At 57.8% G+C, this 14,010-nt stretch carries 18 protein-coding genes; 5 read left to right on the top strand and 13 right to left on the bottom strand.

Features of this window, described 5'->3' with window-relative positions:
* Positions 1-19 precede the first annotated feature (19 nt).
* From flgG to flgB, 6 genes are all read right to left on the bottom strand, one after another.
* Entirely contained in the window at positions 20-802 is a 783-nt protein-coding gene (flgG, locus tag OC597_RS07310) for a flagellar basal-body rod protein FlgG (RefSeq protein WP_020827517.1), read from the bottom strand.
* Positions 803-820: 18 nt separating this feature from the next.
* Positions 821-1,576 (bottom strand): flagellar basal-body rod protein FlgF, encoded by a 756-nt coding sequence (locus tag OC597_RS07305; protein ID WP_261256273.1) that lies wholly within the window; start codon positions 1,574-1,576, stop codon positions 821-823.
* 12 nt (positions 1,577-1,588) lie between these two features.
* Positions 1,589-2,812, bottom strand: a complete 1,224-nt coding sequence (flgE, locus tag OC597_RS07300; protein ID WP_261256271.1) for a flagellar hook protein FlgE — start codon at positions 2,810-2,812, stop codon at positions 1,589-1,591.
* Positions 2,813-2,879: 67 nt separating this feature from the next.
* Positions 2,880-3,557, bottom strand: coding sequence for a flagellar hook assembly protein FlgD (gene flgD / locus OC597_RS07295; RefSeq protein ID WP_261256269.1), 678 nt, complete (start codon positions 3,555-3,557; stop codon positions 2,880-2,882).
* A gap of 12 nt (positions 3,558-3,569) precedes the next feature.
* A complete protein-coding gene (gene flgC / locus OC597_RS07290; RefSeq protein WP_020827521.1) occupies positions 3,570-3,974 on the bottom strand; it encodes a flagellar basal body rod protein FlgC in 405 nt (134 codons plus the stop codon).
* A 5-nt stretch (positions 3,975-3,979) separates the two neighbouring features.
* Entirely contained in the window at positions 3,980-4,393 is a 414-nt protein-coding gene (gene flgB / locus OC597_RS07285) for a flagellar basal body rod protein FlgB (protein WP_012145692.1), read from the bottom strand.
* Between the two features lie 160 nt (positions 4,394-4,553).
* On the opposite strand from flgB, the gene flgA reads away from it, so the two are divergent.
* The 5 genes from flgA (at position 4,554) to OC597_RS07260 (ending at position 7,164) form a co-directional block, all read left to right on the top strand.
* Entirely contained in the window at positions 4,554-5,216 is a 663-nt protein-coding gene (gene flgA / locus OC597_RS07280) for a flagellar basal body P-ring formation chaperone FlgA (protein WP_261284889.1), read from the top strand.
* 238 nt (positions 5,217-5,454) lie between these two features.
* A complete protein-coding gene (gene flgM / locus OC597_RS07275; RefSeq protein ID WP_219016529.1) occupies positions 5,455-5,781 on the top strand; it encodes a flagellar biosynthesis anti-sigma factor FlgM in 327 nt (108 codons plus the stop codon).
* A 47-nt stretch (positions 5,782-5,828) separates the two neighbouring features.
* The gene (locus OC597_RS07270; RefSeq protein ID WP_262208209.1) at positions 5,829-6,263 is read left to right on the top strand and encodes a flagellar protein FlgN; all 435 of its coding nucleotides are present in this window, start codon (positions 5,829-5,831) and stop codon (positions 6,261-6,263) included.
* Between the two features lie 231 nt (positions 6,264-6,494).
* Positions 6,495-6,881: a type II toxin-antitoxin system RelE/ParE family toxin gene (locus OC597_RS07265; protein ID WP_261256266.1), complete on the top strand. Its 387-nt coding sequence runs from the start codon at positions 6,495-6,497 to the stop codon at positions 6,879-6,881.
* Entirely contained in the window at positions 6,862-7,164 is a 303-nt protein-coding gene (locus OC597_RS07260) for a helix-turn-helix domain-containing protein (RefSeq protein WP_006321467.1), read from the top strand. The genes OC597_RS07265 and OC597_RS07260 overlap by 20 nt, the downstream gene beginning before the upstream one ends.
* A gap of 3 nt (positions 7,165-7,167) precedes the next feature.
* Here the strand turns inward: OC597_RS07260 and OC597_RS07255 are convergent, their stop codons facing one another.
* The 7 genes from OC597_RS07255 to cheR form a co-directional block, all read right to left on the bottom strand.
* Positions 7,168-7,572, bottom strand: coding sequence for a flagellar protein FlhE (locus OC597_RS07255; protein WP_261256263.1), 405 nt, complete (start codon positions 7,570-7,572; stop codon positions 7,168-7,170).
* The gene (flhA, locus tag OC597_RS07250; protein ID WP_261424252.1) at positions 7,572-9,650 is read right to left on the bottom strand and encodes a flagellar biosynthesis protein FlhA; all 2,079 of its coding nucleotides are present in this window, start codon (positions 9,648-9,650) and stop codon (positions 7,572-7,574) included. Before flhA ends, OC597_RS07255 begins: the two co-directional genes overlap by 1 nt.
* The gene (gene flhB / locus OC597_RS07245) at positions 9,643-10,794 is read right to left on the bottom strand and encodes a flagellar biosynthesis protein FlhB (protein ID WP_261424253.1); all 1,152 of its coding nucleotides are present in this window, start codon (positions 10,792-10,794) and stop codon (positions 9,643-9,645) included. Before flhB ends, flhA begins: the two co-directional genes overlap by 8 nt.
* A gap of 176 nt (positions 10,795-10,970) precedes the next feature.
* Complete coding sequence (gene cheZ / locus OC597_RS07240) at positions 10,971-11,615, bottom strand: protein phosphatase CheZ (RefSeq protein ID WP_037418947.1); 645 nt, start codon at positions 11,613-11,615, stop codon at positions 10,971-10,973.
* A 10-nt stretch (positions 11,616-11,625) separates the two neighbouring features.
* Positions 11,626-12,015: a chemotaxis response regulator CheY gene (gene cheY / locus OC597_RS07235; protein ID WP_012145701.1), complete on the bottom strand. Its 390-nt coding sequence runs from the start codon at positions 12,013-12,015 to the stop codon at positions 11,626-11,628.
* 65 nt (positions 12,016-12,080) lie between these two features.
* Complete coding sequence (locus tag OC597_RS07230) at positions 12,081-13,130, bottom strand: protein-glutamate methylesterase/protein-glutamine glutaminase (RefSeq protein ID WP_099064657.1); 1,050 nt, start codon at positions 13,128-13,130, stop codon at positions 12,081-12,083.
* Positions 13,130-14,002 carry a protein-glutamate O-methyltransferase CheR gene (gene cheR, locus OC597_RS07225; RefSeq protein ID WP_026142427.1) on the bottom strand — a complete coding sequence of 291 codons (873 nt, stop codon included), beginning with the start codon at positions 14,000-14,002 and terminating at the stop codon, positions 13,130-13,132. The genes OC597_RS07230 and cheR overlap by 1 nt, the downstream gene beginning before the upstream one ends.
* Positions 14,003-14,010: the final 8 nt, after the last annotated feature.

Genomic DNA, 14,010 nt, shown 5'->3' with positions numbered 1-14,010 from the left:
GCGCAGGCGCGCCCGTCAATTACAGTTGCGTCAGTTTTTGCAGCATCTGATCGGAAGTCGATACCGCTTTGCTGTTGATCTCATAAGCCCGTTGGGTCTGGATCATATTCACCAGCTCTTCCGCCACGTTGACGTTAGAGGTTTCCACGTAGCCCTGATACAGCAGGCCAGCGCCGTTTAAGCCCGGCGTACTCTCGTTCGGCGCGCCCGAACTCTCGGTTTCCTGATACAGATTCTCGCCCATGCTTTCCAGGCCGCTGTCATTGATAAAGGTGGTCAGCGTCAGTTGCCCCACCTGTTGGGCGGCGGTTTGCCCCTGTAAGGTGGCGCTGACGATACCGTCACGCCCTACGGTGATGCTCAGGGCATTGGCCGGAATGGTGATCGCCGGTTGCACCTGGAAGCCGCTGGCGGTCACCAGTTGGCCGTTCTGATCTCGCTGGAACGAGCCGTCGCGGGTATAAGCCAGGGTGCCGTCCGGCATCATCACCTGGAAAAAACCCTGCCCCTTGATGGCAATGTCTTTGCTGTTGTTGGTCTGCGACAGATTGCCCTGGCTGTGCAGGCGCTCGGTCGCCACCGGACGAACACCGGTACCGATCTGCAGACCGGAGGGTAACGTGGTCTGTTCAGAGGACTGTGCCCCCGGCTGACGCATGGTCTGGTACAGCAGGTCTTCAAACACCGCGCGCTGACGTTTGAAACCGTTGGTGCTGACGTTGGCCAGGTTGTTGGCAATCACGTCCATGTTGGTCTGCTGCGCATCCAGACCGGTTTTAGCAATCCATAAAGATGGGATCATGGGTTATTTCCTTGCGGCTTAACTCATTGATAACAACGAGTTGGCGCGTTGTTCATTTTCATCCACGCTGTGGATGACCTTCATCTGCATTTCAAAACGACGGGCGTTGGCGATCATGTCGACCATGGTTTCCATCGGCTTGACGTTGCTGCCTTCCAGCACCCCCGGCATCACCCGTACCAGCGGATCGTTGGGCAACTGATTGCCGCGCTGTTGTTGGGTTTCCGGCGTCAAACGGAACAGGCCATCGTCACCGCGCATTACTTCGCGCGCGTCAGCCTTCACCAGTTTCAACCGACCGATCTGCGCGATGCTGTTTGGCGGATCGCCCGCATTCAGCGCCGAGATGGTGCCGTCGGCAGCGATAGTGATCTCCGCCGACGGCGGGACTTCAATCGGACCACCGTCGCCCATCAACGGCCTGCCCTGCACCGTCAGTTGCCCGTTGGGTGAGATCTGAATGTTGCCGTTGCGGGTGTAACCTTCGCTGCCGTCCGGCAGGCTGAGCGCCAGAAAACCGTCCTGTTGCAGCGCCACGTCCAGCGGACGCGCGGTGTAGTTCAACGCCCCCTGGCTCATGTCAGCCCCCGGCGTTGAGGCGGTAACCAGCGTGCGCGTCGGCAGGCTTGGTCCGTCTACCGGCACGGCACGCAACGCCGACAGCTGGGCGCGAAAGCCCGGCGTCGAGGCGTTAGCCAGATTGTTGGCGGTGACCGACTGCTGTTCCAGCGTCTGTCTCGCCGCGCCCATCGCGGTATAAATCGCGTGATCCATAAATCAATCCTATTAGCGCAGGCTGACCAGCGTCTGCAGAATGGAGTCCTGGGTTTTGATGGTCTGGGCGTTTGACTGGTAGTTACGCTGGGCGACGATCATATTCACCAGTTCCTGGCTCAGATCGACGTTGGACGCTTCCAGCGCGCCGCTGTTCAACTTGCCCAGGCCGCCGCCGCCCGCAATACCCACACGTGGCTGACCCGATGCACCGGTTTCCTGCCAGACGTTATCGCCCTGCGAGGACAAACCTTCAGGGTTGGAGAAGTTAGCCATGACGATCTGGCCCAGCACCTGAGTCTGTTGGTTGGAGTAGATGCCCACCACCGTACCGTCGTTGTTAATCTGGAAATTGGTGTACTCACCGGCGCCATAGCCATCCTGGGATACCTTGCTAACCGAGTCGGCACTGACGCTCTGCTGCATGCTCTTGGCAAAGCTCAGAGTCAGGTTTTGCGCCGGAGCCCCATCTTTGGCGGACATCGGGATCAGCATGCTGAACTCAGCGGTGGCACCTTGTTTACTGGTGGTGCTGGTCAGGTTGCCGCTGGTATCGAAGGTCATGGTGCCCGCATCGACCGGCGCAGCAGGATTATCCTGGGTATAGACCTGCCACTTGTTGTCGTCGGTCTTCACAAAATAGGCATTGATGTTGTGCGAATTGCCTAACGAGTCGTATGCGGTGATGGTGTTGACGTAGTTATAGGAATCCTGCTTGGCCGGATCGAAGGTCTTGTTGTCCGGCACCTTATGGGTGGATTTCAGGTTAGCGACCATGGTACCGGAGGTCGACGCCTTGGCGTTCATCATGCCTTCAGGAATGCTCAGCGGCACCGGGTTAGCGCCCTGCTGAATGGTCGGTGGCGTACCGGCCGCCGGGTAGCCGGTCAGCTGCAGACCCTGCATGTTGGTCAGGTTGCGGTTCTCATCCAGTTTGAACTGGCCGTTACGGCTGTAGAAAATGCCGCCGTCCTGATCCTGCATACGGAAGAAACCGTTGCCAGAAATCGCCACGTCCAACGCACGGCTGGTACCGGTGGTGGTACCGCCCTTAAAGTTCTGGGTGATGCCGGCCACCTTGACACCCAACCCCACCTGCGAGCCGGCAAACATGTCAGCAAAAGAAACGCTGCCAGATTTAAAACCGGAAGTGGCGGAGTTGGCGATGTTGTTACCGATCACGTCCAGGTTGGTTGCTGCCGCGTTCAAGCCGCTTACTGCCTGAGAAAAGGCCATGTCATTCTCCGAATATTGTTTAGGCTATCGTCCGATAACGCCCAATGAATGAGTGAAAAAAATCGAATTAAAGTATCTGCCGGACTTCATCCAGCGTGGTGCTGCCCGCCAGACCCAGATCCAGCTTCGCGCCATTCGCTTCGCGGATAACGCCGTTGACCATGCCAAAATGCAGGCTGCGCGCCACCAGTTGCTCACCGTTGCCCTTGGCGCTGATGGTAAAGCTGTAGGCACCGTCGGGTGCAGCGGTACCATCCGTCATCGTGCCGTCCCAGCTAAACGAATGCACACCGGCGGTCAGGCCGTCGAGTTCGATAGTGCGCACCGCTTTGCCGGTCTCGTCAGTAATGGTGACGGTCACCGAGTCGGCCGCACGCTCCAGTTCCAGACCAAACGGCGTGGTGCTGACCTTGCCGTCTTTGCTGCCGGCCAGAATGTTGCTGCCAGGTACCATCACACCGTGGCCGATCAGCGCACTGGCTTGCAGTGACTGATTGCTGTTGATCTGGCCGGAAATCGAGCCCAGCGTGGTATTGAGTTTTTCGATGCCCTGAACGGTGTTGATTTGCGCTAACTGAGAGGTCAGTTCATTGTTCTGCATCGGGTTGGTCGGATCCTGATTCTTCAACTGCGCCACCAGCAGCGTCAGGAAGCTGTTGTTCAGATCCTGACTGTTGGTGGTTTTGTTGTTGGCACCGATGACGGTGTTATTCGGCGATTCATTGGTGGTTGCGGCAATGGCCATGGCAAACTCCGGTTATTGACCCAGCGTCAGGGTTTTCATCATCATCGACTTGGTGGTGTTGAGCACCTCAACGTTGGCCTGATAGCTGCGGGAAGCGGAAATGGTATTGACCATTTCACCCACCACATCCACGTTCGGCATGCGCACATAGCCTTTGCCGTCCGCCAGCGGGTTGCCCGGTTGGTAAACCAGACGCTCCGGTGCCGGATCGTCTACCACCTGCGCCACACGAACACCCCCGGTGGGTTGCCCGGCGGCGGCGGCAACTTCAAACACCACCTGTTTGGCCCGATAAGGCTGACCATCCGGGCCGGTGACGCTGTCGGCGTTGGCCATGTTACTGGCGCTGACGTTCATACGTTGCGACTGGGCAGACAGCGCCGAGCCGGAAATATCAAAAATATTCAGTAGCGACATGCGCCTTATCCTTGTTGTAACACTGACATCATTCCTTTGATCTGACCGTTGATCAGCGTCAGATCGGTCTGATACTTCAGGCTGTTATCGGCGAAGTTGGTACGTTCGCGATCCATGTCCACCGTGTTGCCGTCCATTGAGGGTTGATCCGGTACGCGGAACAGCAAGTCGAGCTGTGGCGGCTGCATGTTCTGCGCCGGAATGTGGCGCGCCGACGTCATGTTCAGCGCAATGCCACTGCCGCTAACGCGGCCCTGTTCCAGCACCTTATTCAGTTGGCCGGCGAAATCGATGTCCCGTGCCTGATAGCCCGGGGTGTCTGCGTTGGCGATGTTGGCGGCCAAAATTTCCTGCCGCTGGGCGCGCAGGTTCAGCGCCTCTTGACCAAAGCGCAGAGCAGCGTCCAGTTTGTCGATCATGCTCCCTCCGCGAGGTTAGAATTTGGAGCCGACAGCATAAACGCCCCTTCCGCCAGCCGATCGCGGGAATAAGGGCAAAATGCGTCGCTATTTATCTGCTTAGCCTGAGCGCAGTCCGGGTACACTTACGCGCACCCTGATGGTTCCTGAGGAAGCGAAGATGAAAGGTAAAATACTGCTGTTGGTCACCCTGCTGTGCAGCCTGAACGCACGGGCCGAGGATCTGACGGCGCAGATCGATCGCTTCATCAGCAGCCAATTCAGTGGCAGCCCGGTACAGGTTAAAGTGCTGGTGCGCACGCCCGCGGCCCAGTGGCCACAGTGCGAATTTCCGCAGCTGTCACTCGCACCGAATGCCCGCCGTTGGGGCAATATCAGCGTCTCGGCACGCTGCGGTCAGGAGCGGCGTTTTATCCAGACGCAGGTTCAGGTGATCGGCAAATACCTGGTGTCAGCACGCGGTATCAGCGCAGGCAGTAAGTTGACAGAGGCGGACATCAGGCTGAAAACCGGTCGACTCGACACCCTGGCCCCCCGCACACTGACCGAAACCGGCAAGGCGCTGGGGGCCGTCAGTCTGCGCAATATCAGCCCCGGCCAGCCGCTGACCTTCGCCATGCTGCGCCGTGCCTGGGTGATCAAGGCCGGTCAGGCGGTACAGGTCAGCGCGCAGGGGGACGGATTTAACATCAGCGGTTCAGGCAAGGCGATGAACAACGCCGCTACCGAAGATAGCGTCAGAGTACGCATGGCCTCCGGGCAAATTGTTAGCGGCATTGTCGGTGACGACGGTGCAATTCGCATCATGCTACATACCCTATAGCTTTCAAGTTGCAGTTAGGCAACCAGCTCGCTCATCCCCAGGCGCTTACTCGAGTAAGTAACTGGGGTGAGCGAGTGCAGGTAACAACGCTGCGGCTTGAAAGATGACGGGTATAAAAAGGTAAAGGTTTATCAAACCTTGCCGATAATAAAGTCATAAGCAGTATTTTATTGGCCGCCAGGGCCACAAAAAGTATCCGCCATTGCCCCCGCGGCGACGGCATCGATGGAGATTGACCATGAGTATCGATCGCACCCAGCGGCTGCAACCCGTTCCAACGGTGCAACCGCGTGAGACGCCGGCTGAAAATCAACTTCAGCCACGCAAGGCCGCCCAGACGGAAAGCACCGTCAGCGGTACCCAGGTAAAGTTGAGCGATGCGCAAGCACGCCTGATGCAGCCAGGGACGCAGGATATTGATATGAACCGGGTGGACGCCATCAAGCAGGCGATCCGCAACGGCGAACTGAAAATGGATGCCGGTAAAATTGCCGATGCCCTGCTGCAGGACGCGCAAAGCGACGCCCAGTGGATGTCAAACGACAACCCGACGCCAAAGGTTTAACCGCCGGGTTAAACACCAGGGAACTCTTTGAAAGGTGATTTATCGTAATGGAAAATCTGGCGCAACTGATCAATAAGCTGCTGGAAACGCTGCAAGCGCTGGATACGGTGCTGGCGGAAGAACATCATTTGCTGTGCTCCGGTCAATTACCGGGCGTGGCGCTGCAACGTGCCACCGACGCCAAAAGCCAGCTGCTGGCCACGGTAAACTATCTGGAGCAGCAGCGGCTGAAGCAGGAAAGTGCGCAAGGACTACAGGCGCCCTATTCTGCACATCCGCGTCTGGCAGAAGCCTGGCAACGGGTGCAGTCGCTCAGCCAACGGCTGCGGGAAAAAAACCAGCATAACGGCATGCTGCTCAATCAGCAGATCGATCACAACGCCCAGGCGTTGGCGATTCTGAGCAAGCAAAACAAATCGCTGTACGGCCCCGATGGCCAGTCGCGCAACGCCAGTGTGCTCGGGCGAAAAATCGGCGTTTAATTAATGGCACTCACCCGGTCAGCTCTGCGTTCAACCGGGTGCATTGCTTCCCAATGCGAGATAACTCGCACTTCCGTTGCCATTCTATCTAACCCTCTGATTTTATTTTCGTAACACTATACATACCTGGTATTTCCATCTGTTATGTTCCATCCCATTCCCCCACCCTGTGTTGTTTTTTAAACCACTTGATCTATACCCGTAAAGGGGATAGTTTCACAGGGAGTGTGAATGACCGATATTTACCTCACCAAAACATTTCAGGCATTCGCTGCCCACGAACGCATTAGCGATACCACGGTAATCAAAGCTGCGCGAGAAATACAAAACCAACTGTACGATGCCAATTTGGGCAGTTGCGTTTATAAGAAACGAGTCGCCCGGGCGGGTGGCGGTAAACGCGGTGGCTACCGGGTACTTATTGCCTTTCGAGATGAGGACCGATTTTTTTTCATGCGGGGATTTGCCAAAAATGAAATGGACAACATTTCCAGTGATGAATTGGTCGGGTTAAAGCGCCTTGCTGCGCTCTATCTGGACTATTCCCCTTTCAGGCTTTATCAGTTGGTTAATGACAAAAGGTTGAGGAGACTGACCTATGAGCAAGATCCTTGCTGAGATCCACCAGGAAGTGCAGGAGCTGTATCAGGCCGGATTTGTTGATGCCGGCACCATGCGCACCTTCGATATGCTGTGTTTACGCCCGGTCAAACAATATACCCCAGCGGACATCCGCGCCCTGCGCGAGCGCGAGAACGTCAGCCAGCCAGTGTTTGCCTTGCATCTGAACGTCAGCAAAAAGGCGGTGCAAAAATGGGAACGCGGCGAAGCCGTTCCCAACTCCGCCGCGATGAAGCTACTGTCGCTGGTCGACCGCAACGGTCTGGCGATCCTGGCTTAACCATTACTGGTAATTCACAATCACCTGATTGCTGATCACCCGCAGCGGCGGATTCAAACTGCCGCGCGCCTGCACGTAATAAACAAAACGCAGTTCGGCATTTGCCGGTTCACCCTGCAGCCCGGTGCTGCTGCCACTGCCGCCCCCCAGAACAATACAGCGGCTCAGGGTACAGAGTTGCACCTGCATGCCGGCCGGTTCGGCGGCCAGTAATCGGTAACGCCAACTTACGCTGGTGATACGCGCATTCACATCCGGTAATTCATTTGGCGCACGCAGCCTGGGTGACTCACCCCGTTCACCACCGTATTCCAGCGTAGCACCGACGCTGTCGGCCACCCAGGAACCCGATGCCGCCTGCAAGCTCAGCGGCGCCAACAGGCAGATTAACGCCATGCGGTATTTCATTATGCGGCCCCAATGGTTGAGGTCATGCGGATTTGACGGTCGTCGTTGATTTCCAGATTCGACAACACCACCAGCTGCGGCAGGCTGCGGCGCAAGAAACGCGCCAATAACGCCCGTAGCGCGTGGTTCACCAGCAATACCGGTGGCGCACTGAGCATTTCCTGTCGCTGCAACGCCTGCTTGGCCTGATCCAGCAAGCGATCCGCCAACCCCGGCTCCAGACCCCCACCGCCCTGCAGGGCTTGCAACAGCAAACGTTCCAGCGGGGTATCCAGACCTATCACCTGGATCTCGCCGTTGCCCGGGAACCACTGCTGGGTGATGGCCCGCCCCAGCGCCACCCGCACTACGGTGGTCAACTCATAGGGATCGGTCTGGGACGGCGCATGCTCCGCCAATGTCTCGATAATGGTGCGCATATCGCGGATCGAAACCCGCTCCGTCAACAGGTTCTGCAATACCTTATGCAGCGTGGTCAGCGTCACCACACCCGGCACGAAATCTTCGGTCAGTTTTGGTATGTCTTGTGCGACACGATCCAATAACTGCTGTGTTTCCTGTCGGCCAAACAGCTCGCTGGCAAACTGGCCAATCAGGTGATTAAGGTGGGTCGCCACTACGGTGCTGGCTTCTACCACGGTAAAGCCCTGGATCTGCGCCTGCTCACGCAGTGCGCTGTCGATCCATACCGCTTCCAGCCCAAAGGCCGGATCGGTGGTTTTATCCCCTGCCAATTCACCCACTGCGTTGCCCGGATTGATCGCCAGCCAACGTCCCGGTTGCGCTTCACCACTGCCGATCTCTACCCCTTTCATCAGGATACGGTAGCTGGCCGGCGGCAGTTCCAGGTTGTCGCGGATATGCACCACCGGCGGCAGGTAACCCATCTCCTGCGCAAACTTTTTACGAATGCCGCGAATACGGCCGAGCAGTTCACCGTTCTGCTGGAAATCCACCATCGGGATCAGCCGGTAACCGACCTCCATCCCCAGCGGATCTTCCAACTGCACGTCAGACCAACTGGCTTCCACCGCCTGCGGATTATCCTGCACTATTGGCGCTTCCTGTTCTTTTGGCGCTTGCTGTTCCCGCCCGCGCAGCCACCAGGCCAGGGCCAGCAGACCGGCGGTAAACAGCAGGAAGACCAGGTTCGGCATCCCCGGTACCATGCCCAGCAGGCCGAGGACCGCGGCACTGAGCAGCATGACTCGCGGATTCTTGAACAGTTGGCTAACCATCTGCTCGCCAACGTCCTGATCGGTCGCCACGCGGGTCACAATAACACCGGCGGCGGTCGAAATGACCAGCGCCGGGATCTGCGCCACCAGGCCATCACCGATAGTCAGCAAGGTATAGGTTTCCGCCGCTGCGCCCAGTTCCATGCCGTGCTGGATCACCCCAACCAACAGGCCACCGACCACGTTCAGCATCATGATCATCAGGCCGGCCACCGCGTCACCACGGACGAACTTGCTGGCACCGTCCATCGAACCGTAGAAGTCCGCTTCCTGCGTCACTTCGGAACGGCGTTTTTTCGCCTCTTCTTCACCGATCAGACCGGCGTTGAGATCGGCGTCGATCGCCATCTGCTTGCCCGGCATGCCGTCGAGTACAAAGCGTGCGCCCACTTCCGCGATACGCCCGGCCCCCTTGGTGATAACCATAAAGTTGATCAGCACCAGAATGATAAACACCACAATACCGATGGCGAAGTTACCGCCCACCAGGAAGTGACCAAAGGCCTCCACCACGCGACCGGCAGCGGCGGAGCCAGTGTGTCCTTCCATCAGGATGATGCGCGTCGAAGCTACGTTGAGCGACAGGCGCAACAAGGTCGAGAACAGCAAGATGGTAGGGAATGCCGCGAATTCCAGCGTGCGCTGGGTAAACATGGCTACCAGCAGCACCATGATCGACAAGGCAATATTGAAGGTGAACAACAGATCGAGGATAAATGCCGGCAAGGGCAACACCATCATCGACAGGATCATCAGGATCAGTATCGGCCCGGCCAATACCTGCCACTGCGTATCTTTAAAACTGCCCGGCAAACGAAGCAAGGCGGCCAAATTAGCCATTAGTGTCACTTTCTCCAGCAAAATCCAGTGCTTCCGGCACCGGTAAACGTTCAGGTTTTTTCGGGATCAGCCCCCCTTCGCGCCGCCAGCGTCTTAGCTGGTAAACCCAGGCCAGAACTTCGGCCACGGCGGCATACAGGGTGGCAGGAATATGTTGTCCAATCTCGCTGTGTCGGTACAGCGCACGCGCCAGTGGCGGCGCTTCCAGCATCGGAATGCGGTGTTCCATACCCAGCTCACGGATACGCAGCGCAATTTCACCGGCCCCCTTGGCCAGGACCTTAGGTGCGCTCATTTTTTTGTCGTTGTACTGCAGTGCGACGGCGTAGTGCGTCGGGTTGGTCACGATAACGTCGGCCTTCGGCACGTCGGCCATCATCCGCCGTCGGGACATGGCGCGCTGCTGCTGACGGATGCGCCCTTTGACGTGCGGGTCGCCCTCCTGATCCTTAAACTCGTCACGGATGTCCTGCTTGGTCATCTTCAGTTTTTTGAAGTGGCTCCACAGTTGATAAAACACGTCAAACGCCACCATCGGCGTCAGTGCCAGTACCACCAGCAAGCCACAGAAGATGATCATCTGCAGTGCATTGCCGAGCGCATCGAGCGGCTGTTGCGTCACCAGGTGCAGCATCGCCGCCCAGTTGTGCCACAGGTATAAACCAGTAACCCAGCCCACCAGCGTCGCCTTCAGGACGCCCTTCAGCAGTTCCGCCAGCACCTGACTGGAAAATATCCGTTTCAACCCGGACAGCGGATTCATACGCTTTAAATCAAACTTGAGCGATTTGCCGCTCAACAGCAGGCCACCGAGCAGCATCGGCGCGGTGATCGCCACCAGCGTCAACCCCGCCATCACCGGCAACAGCGCCCATACCGCCTGCTGCAATAAGGTCGCCAGTTGGCGCAGCATCTGTTTGTCGTTGCTGACCATGCTGTGATCGAAGTTCAGGCCCTGCGTTAGCATCATGGCCAAGCGTTGCGCCATATTGTCGCCGGCCAGCCAGATGATCGACAGCCCGGCCACCAGCATCAACACCGACGTCAACTCGCGCGAACGCGGGATCTGGCCATCTTCACGCGCCTTTTCCACCCGATGGGGTGTGGGGGCCTCGCTTTTTTCCAGATCGCTGTCTTCAGCCACGGACGAGTTTCCTGTGCCGGGAGGGAATAAAATTGCCGTCAGCATGCCAAAAAAATGCTGATTTCATTGATGGAACAGCGGGGGAAAAGGCGGGTTATTTGCGGGATGAAGAAATGTTAAGTCGCCATGACGGTATCGAACAGCTGGGACGCAGCAAGGCTACGCCCCAGAGGACATCAGAAACCCAGACTGTCGAGCAGGTCGTCGACCTGCGCCTGATTGGCGATCACACCGGCACCGTTCTGGTCGAGCTGCGGGCCGTTGAGCAGGCTGTCGTTCGGCTTTTTCTCTTTTGCCGGCTGTTCAGGAATATTTTCCATCAGCACCATCAGCAGCTGCTTTTCAATCTCCTGCACCACGTCCATCATGCGTTTGATCACCTGACCGGTCAGATCCTGGAAATCCTGCGCCATCATGATTTCCAGCAACTGGGCGTTGGTAAATGCCGTATGTTCCGGCACCTGCTCCAGGTACTGACGGGTATCGGTCACCAGTTCACGCGCGTCGTCCAGTTCGATCGGATCAGCGAACCAGTCGTCCCAGCGGCCTTTTAACGCCTTGGCTTCTGACTCCAGCTCCGCCTGGCGCGGTTGCGCGGCTTCCACACAGTTCAACGCCCGTTCCGCCGCCTGCGCCGTCATGGTGACCACGTAATCCAGACGATCGCGTGCATCCGGGATTGCCTCTGCCGCCTGGGCGATCGCCTGATCAAGCCCCAGTTCACGCATGCTGTCACGCAACATGCGCGTCAGTTGGCCAATGCGAGAGATAATCTCCCCCGCGGTTGCCGCATCGCTGGCAGGCATTGGAATGTCTCTCATCGCCCTCTCCTTACATGCCCAGTTTTTCAAAGATCTTATTGAGCTTTTCTTCCAGCGTTGCCGCCGTAAAAGGTTTCACCACGTAACCGCTAGCACCGGCCTGCGCCGCCGCGATAATGTTTTCTTTCTTGGCTTCCGCCGTCACCATCAGCACCGGCATGCTCGCCAGAGCGCCATCGGCGCGGATGGTTTGCAACAGCTCCAGACCGTCCATGTTCGGCATGTTCCAGTCGGAGACCACGAAATCGAAGTCACCAGCACGCAGTTTGTTCAACGCATCCGCGCCGTCTTCGGCTTCTTCTACGTTGTTAAATCCCAACTCTTTCAGCAAGTTTCTGACGATGCGACGCATAGTGGAAAAATCATCCACCACCAGAAACTTAAGGCTCTTGTCTGCCATTTTTACTCCCAAGGTTTAACCGTTAAAGATGCAAAACAACTGCCGCCGTCGGCGGCAACATAAAATTAAATACGTAATGCCTGGCCGCCGGCAATTTGCGCCAGCATGCGTTGGCTCATGCGTTCCAGCTCCACCACTTCATTGACACCACCGGTGGCGATCGCTTCGCGCGGCATACCGAACACCACACAGCTGGCTTCGTTCTGCGCCAGGGTATAGGCACCGGCGCGGTGCATTTCCAGCATGCCCGCGGCACCGTCATTGCCCATGCCGGTCAGGATCACCCCCACGGCATTGCGCCCGGCGTATTGCGCGACCGAGCGGAACAGCACGTCCACCGACGGCCGATGGCGGTTAACCGGCGGACCGTCGTGCAGTTTCACCTGATAGTTAGCCCCGCTGCGTGACAGTTCCAGGTGACGATCGCCCGGTGCGATATAGGCATGACCCGGCAGCACGCGTTCGCCGTCTTCGGCCTCTTTCACCGTGATCTGGCACAGCTTGTTCAGCCGTTCGGCAAACGAGCGGGTAAAGCCCGGTGGCATATGTTGGGTAATCAACAGCGCCGGGCTGGTGGCCGGCAACGGTTGCAACACCTGACGGATCGCTTCGGTACCGCCGGTAGAGGCACCAATGGCAATCAACTTTTCACTGCTCAGCAGCGGCGTATGGCTGAGGATCGCCGGGGCCGGGCTGTTGGAGCGTTGGGGTAACCGCGCCTTGGCCGCCGTACGGATTTTCTCGGCGATCAGTTCGCTGTAGGCCAGCATGCCTTCGCGAATGCCCAACTGCGGTTTGGTGACAAAATCCACCGCCCCCAGTTCCAGCGCCCGCAGCGTAATTTCCGAACCCTTACCAGTTAGCGACGACACCATCACCACCGGCATTGGCCGCAGACGCATCAGTTTTTCCAGGAAGTCGAGGCCGTCCATACGCGGCATTTCGACGTCCAACGTCAGCACCTGCGGGTTAAACTTTTTGATCAGATCGCGTGCCACCAGCGGATCCGGTGCGCTCGCCACCATCTCCATATCAGGGTGGCTGTTCACAATTTCGGTCATCAACTGGCGCATCAGGGCCGAATCGTCGACGCACAATACTCTGATTTTATTCATTACCTCTCCTTGGTCAGGCCATACACGGTCTGCCCACGCAAGTAGAAATCCCGGCTGATCTGGCTGAAGTTCTCGGAGTGACCGGCAAACATCAGCCCCCCCGGTTTAAGCAAGGGCACGAAGCGCCGCAGGATGCGCTCCTGTGTCGCCTTATCGAAATAGATCATCACGTTGCGACAGAAAATGGCGTCAAATTGCCCCGGCAGCGCCCATTCCGGCGCCAGCAGGTTAAGCGACTGAAAATTCACCCGCCCCGCCAGTTCCGGCCGCACCCGCACCAATCCCTGATGCGGCCCGGTGCCGCGCAGGAAATAGCGTTGCATCTGCGTCGGCGTCAGGGTGCGCAGATCTTCCTGGCGATACACCCCCGCTTCGGCTTTTTCCAGCACCTGGGTATCGATGTCGCTGGCCCACACCTGACAGCCAGTGGCGCGTTGCCCCAACACTTCACTCAGGGTGATAGCGATCGAGTAAGGTTCTTCCCCGGTCGATGCTGCCGTGCTCCACACGCAATAGCCGTTTGGTCGTGAGCGTGCATGCTCCGCCAGGATCGGAAAGTGATGCGCCTCACGGAAAAAGGCCGTCAGGTTGGTGGTCAATGCGTTAATAAACGCCTGCCATTCGGCGCTGTTTGGATCGCTTTCCAACAGCGCCAGATAATCGCCAAAGTCGTTCAGGCCCAGCAGTCGCAGGCGTCGTACCAGGCGGTTGTAAACCATCTCACGCTTGTGCTCCGCCAGCACGATGCCGGCGCGCTGGTAAATCAGTTGGCTGATACGGCGAAAATGCACGTCCAGCAACGGCAGGCGTTGCACCATCTGCGTCAGCAATGTCGCAGGATCTCGGTTAGGGGTCGAGGGTGCCGGCTTCATACCATGTC

Source organism: Serratia proteamaculans (assembly GCF_946227095.1).
Taxonomy (GTDB): Bacteria; Pseudomonadota; Gammaproteobacteria; order Enterobacterales; family Enterobacteriaceae; genus Serratia; species Serratia proteamaculans_E.
The sequence above is the reverse complement of the archived record's forward strand: the minus strand, read 5'-3'. Positions and strand labels throughout refer to the sequence as shown.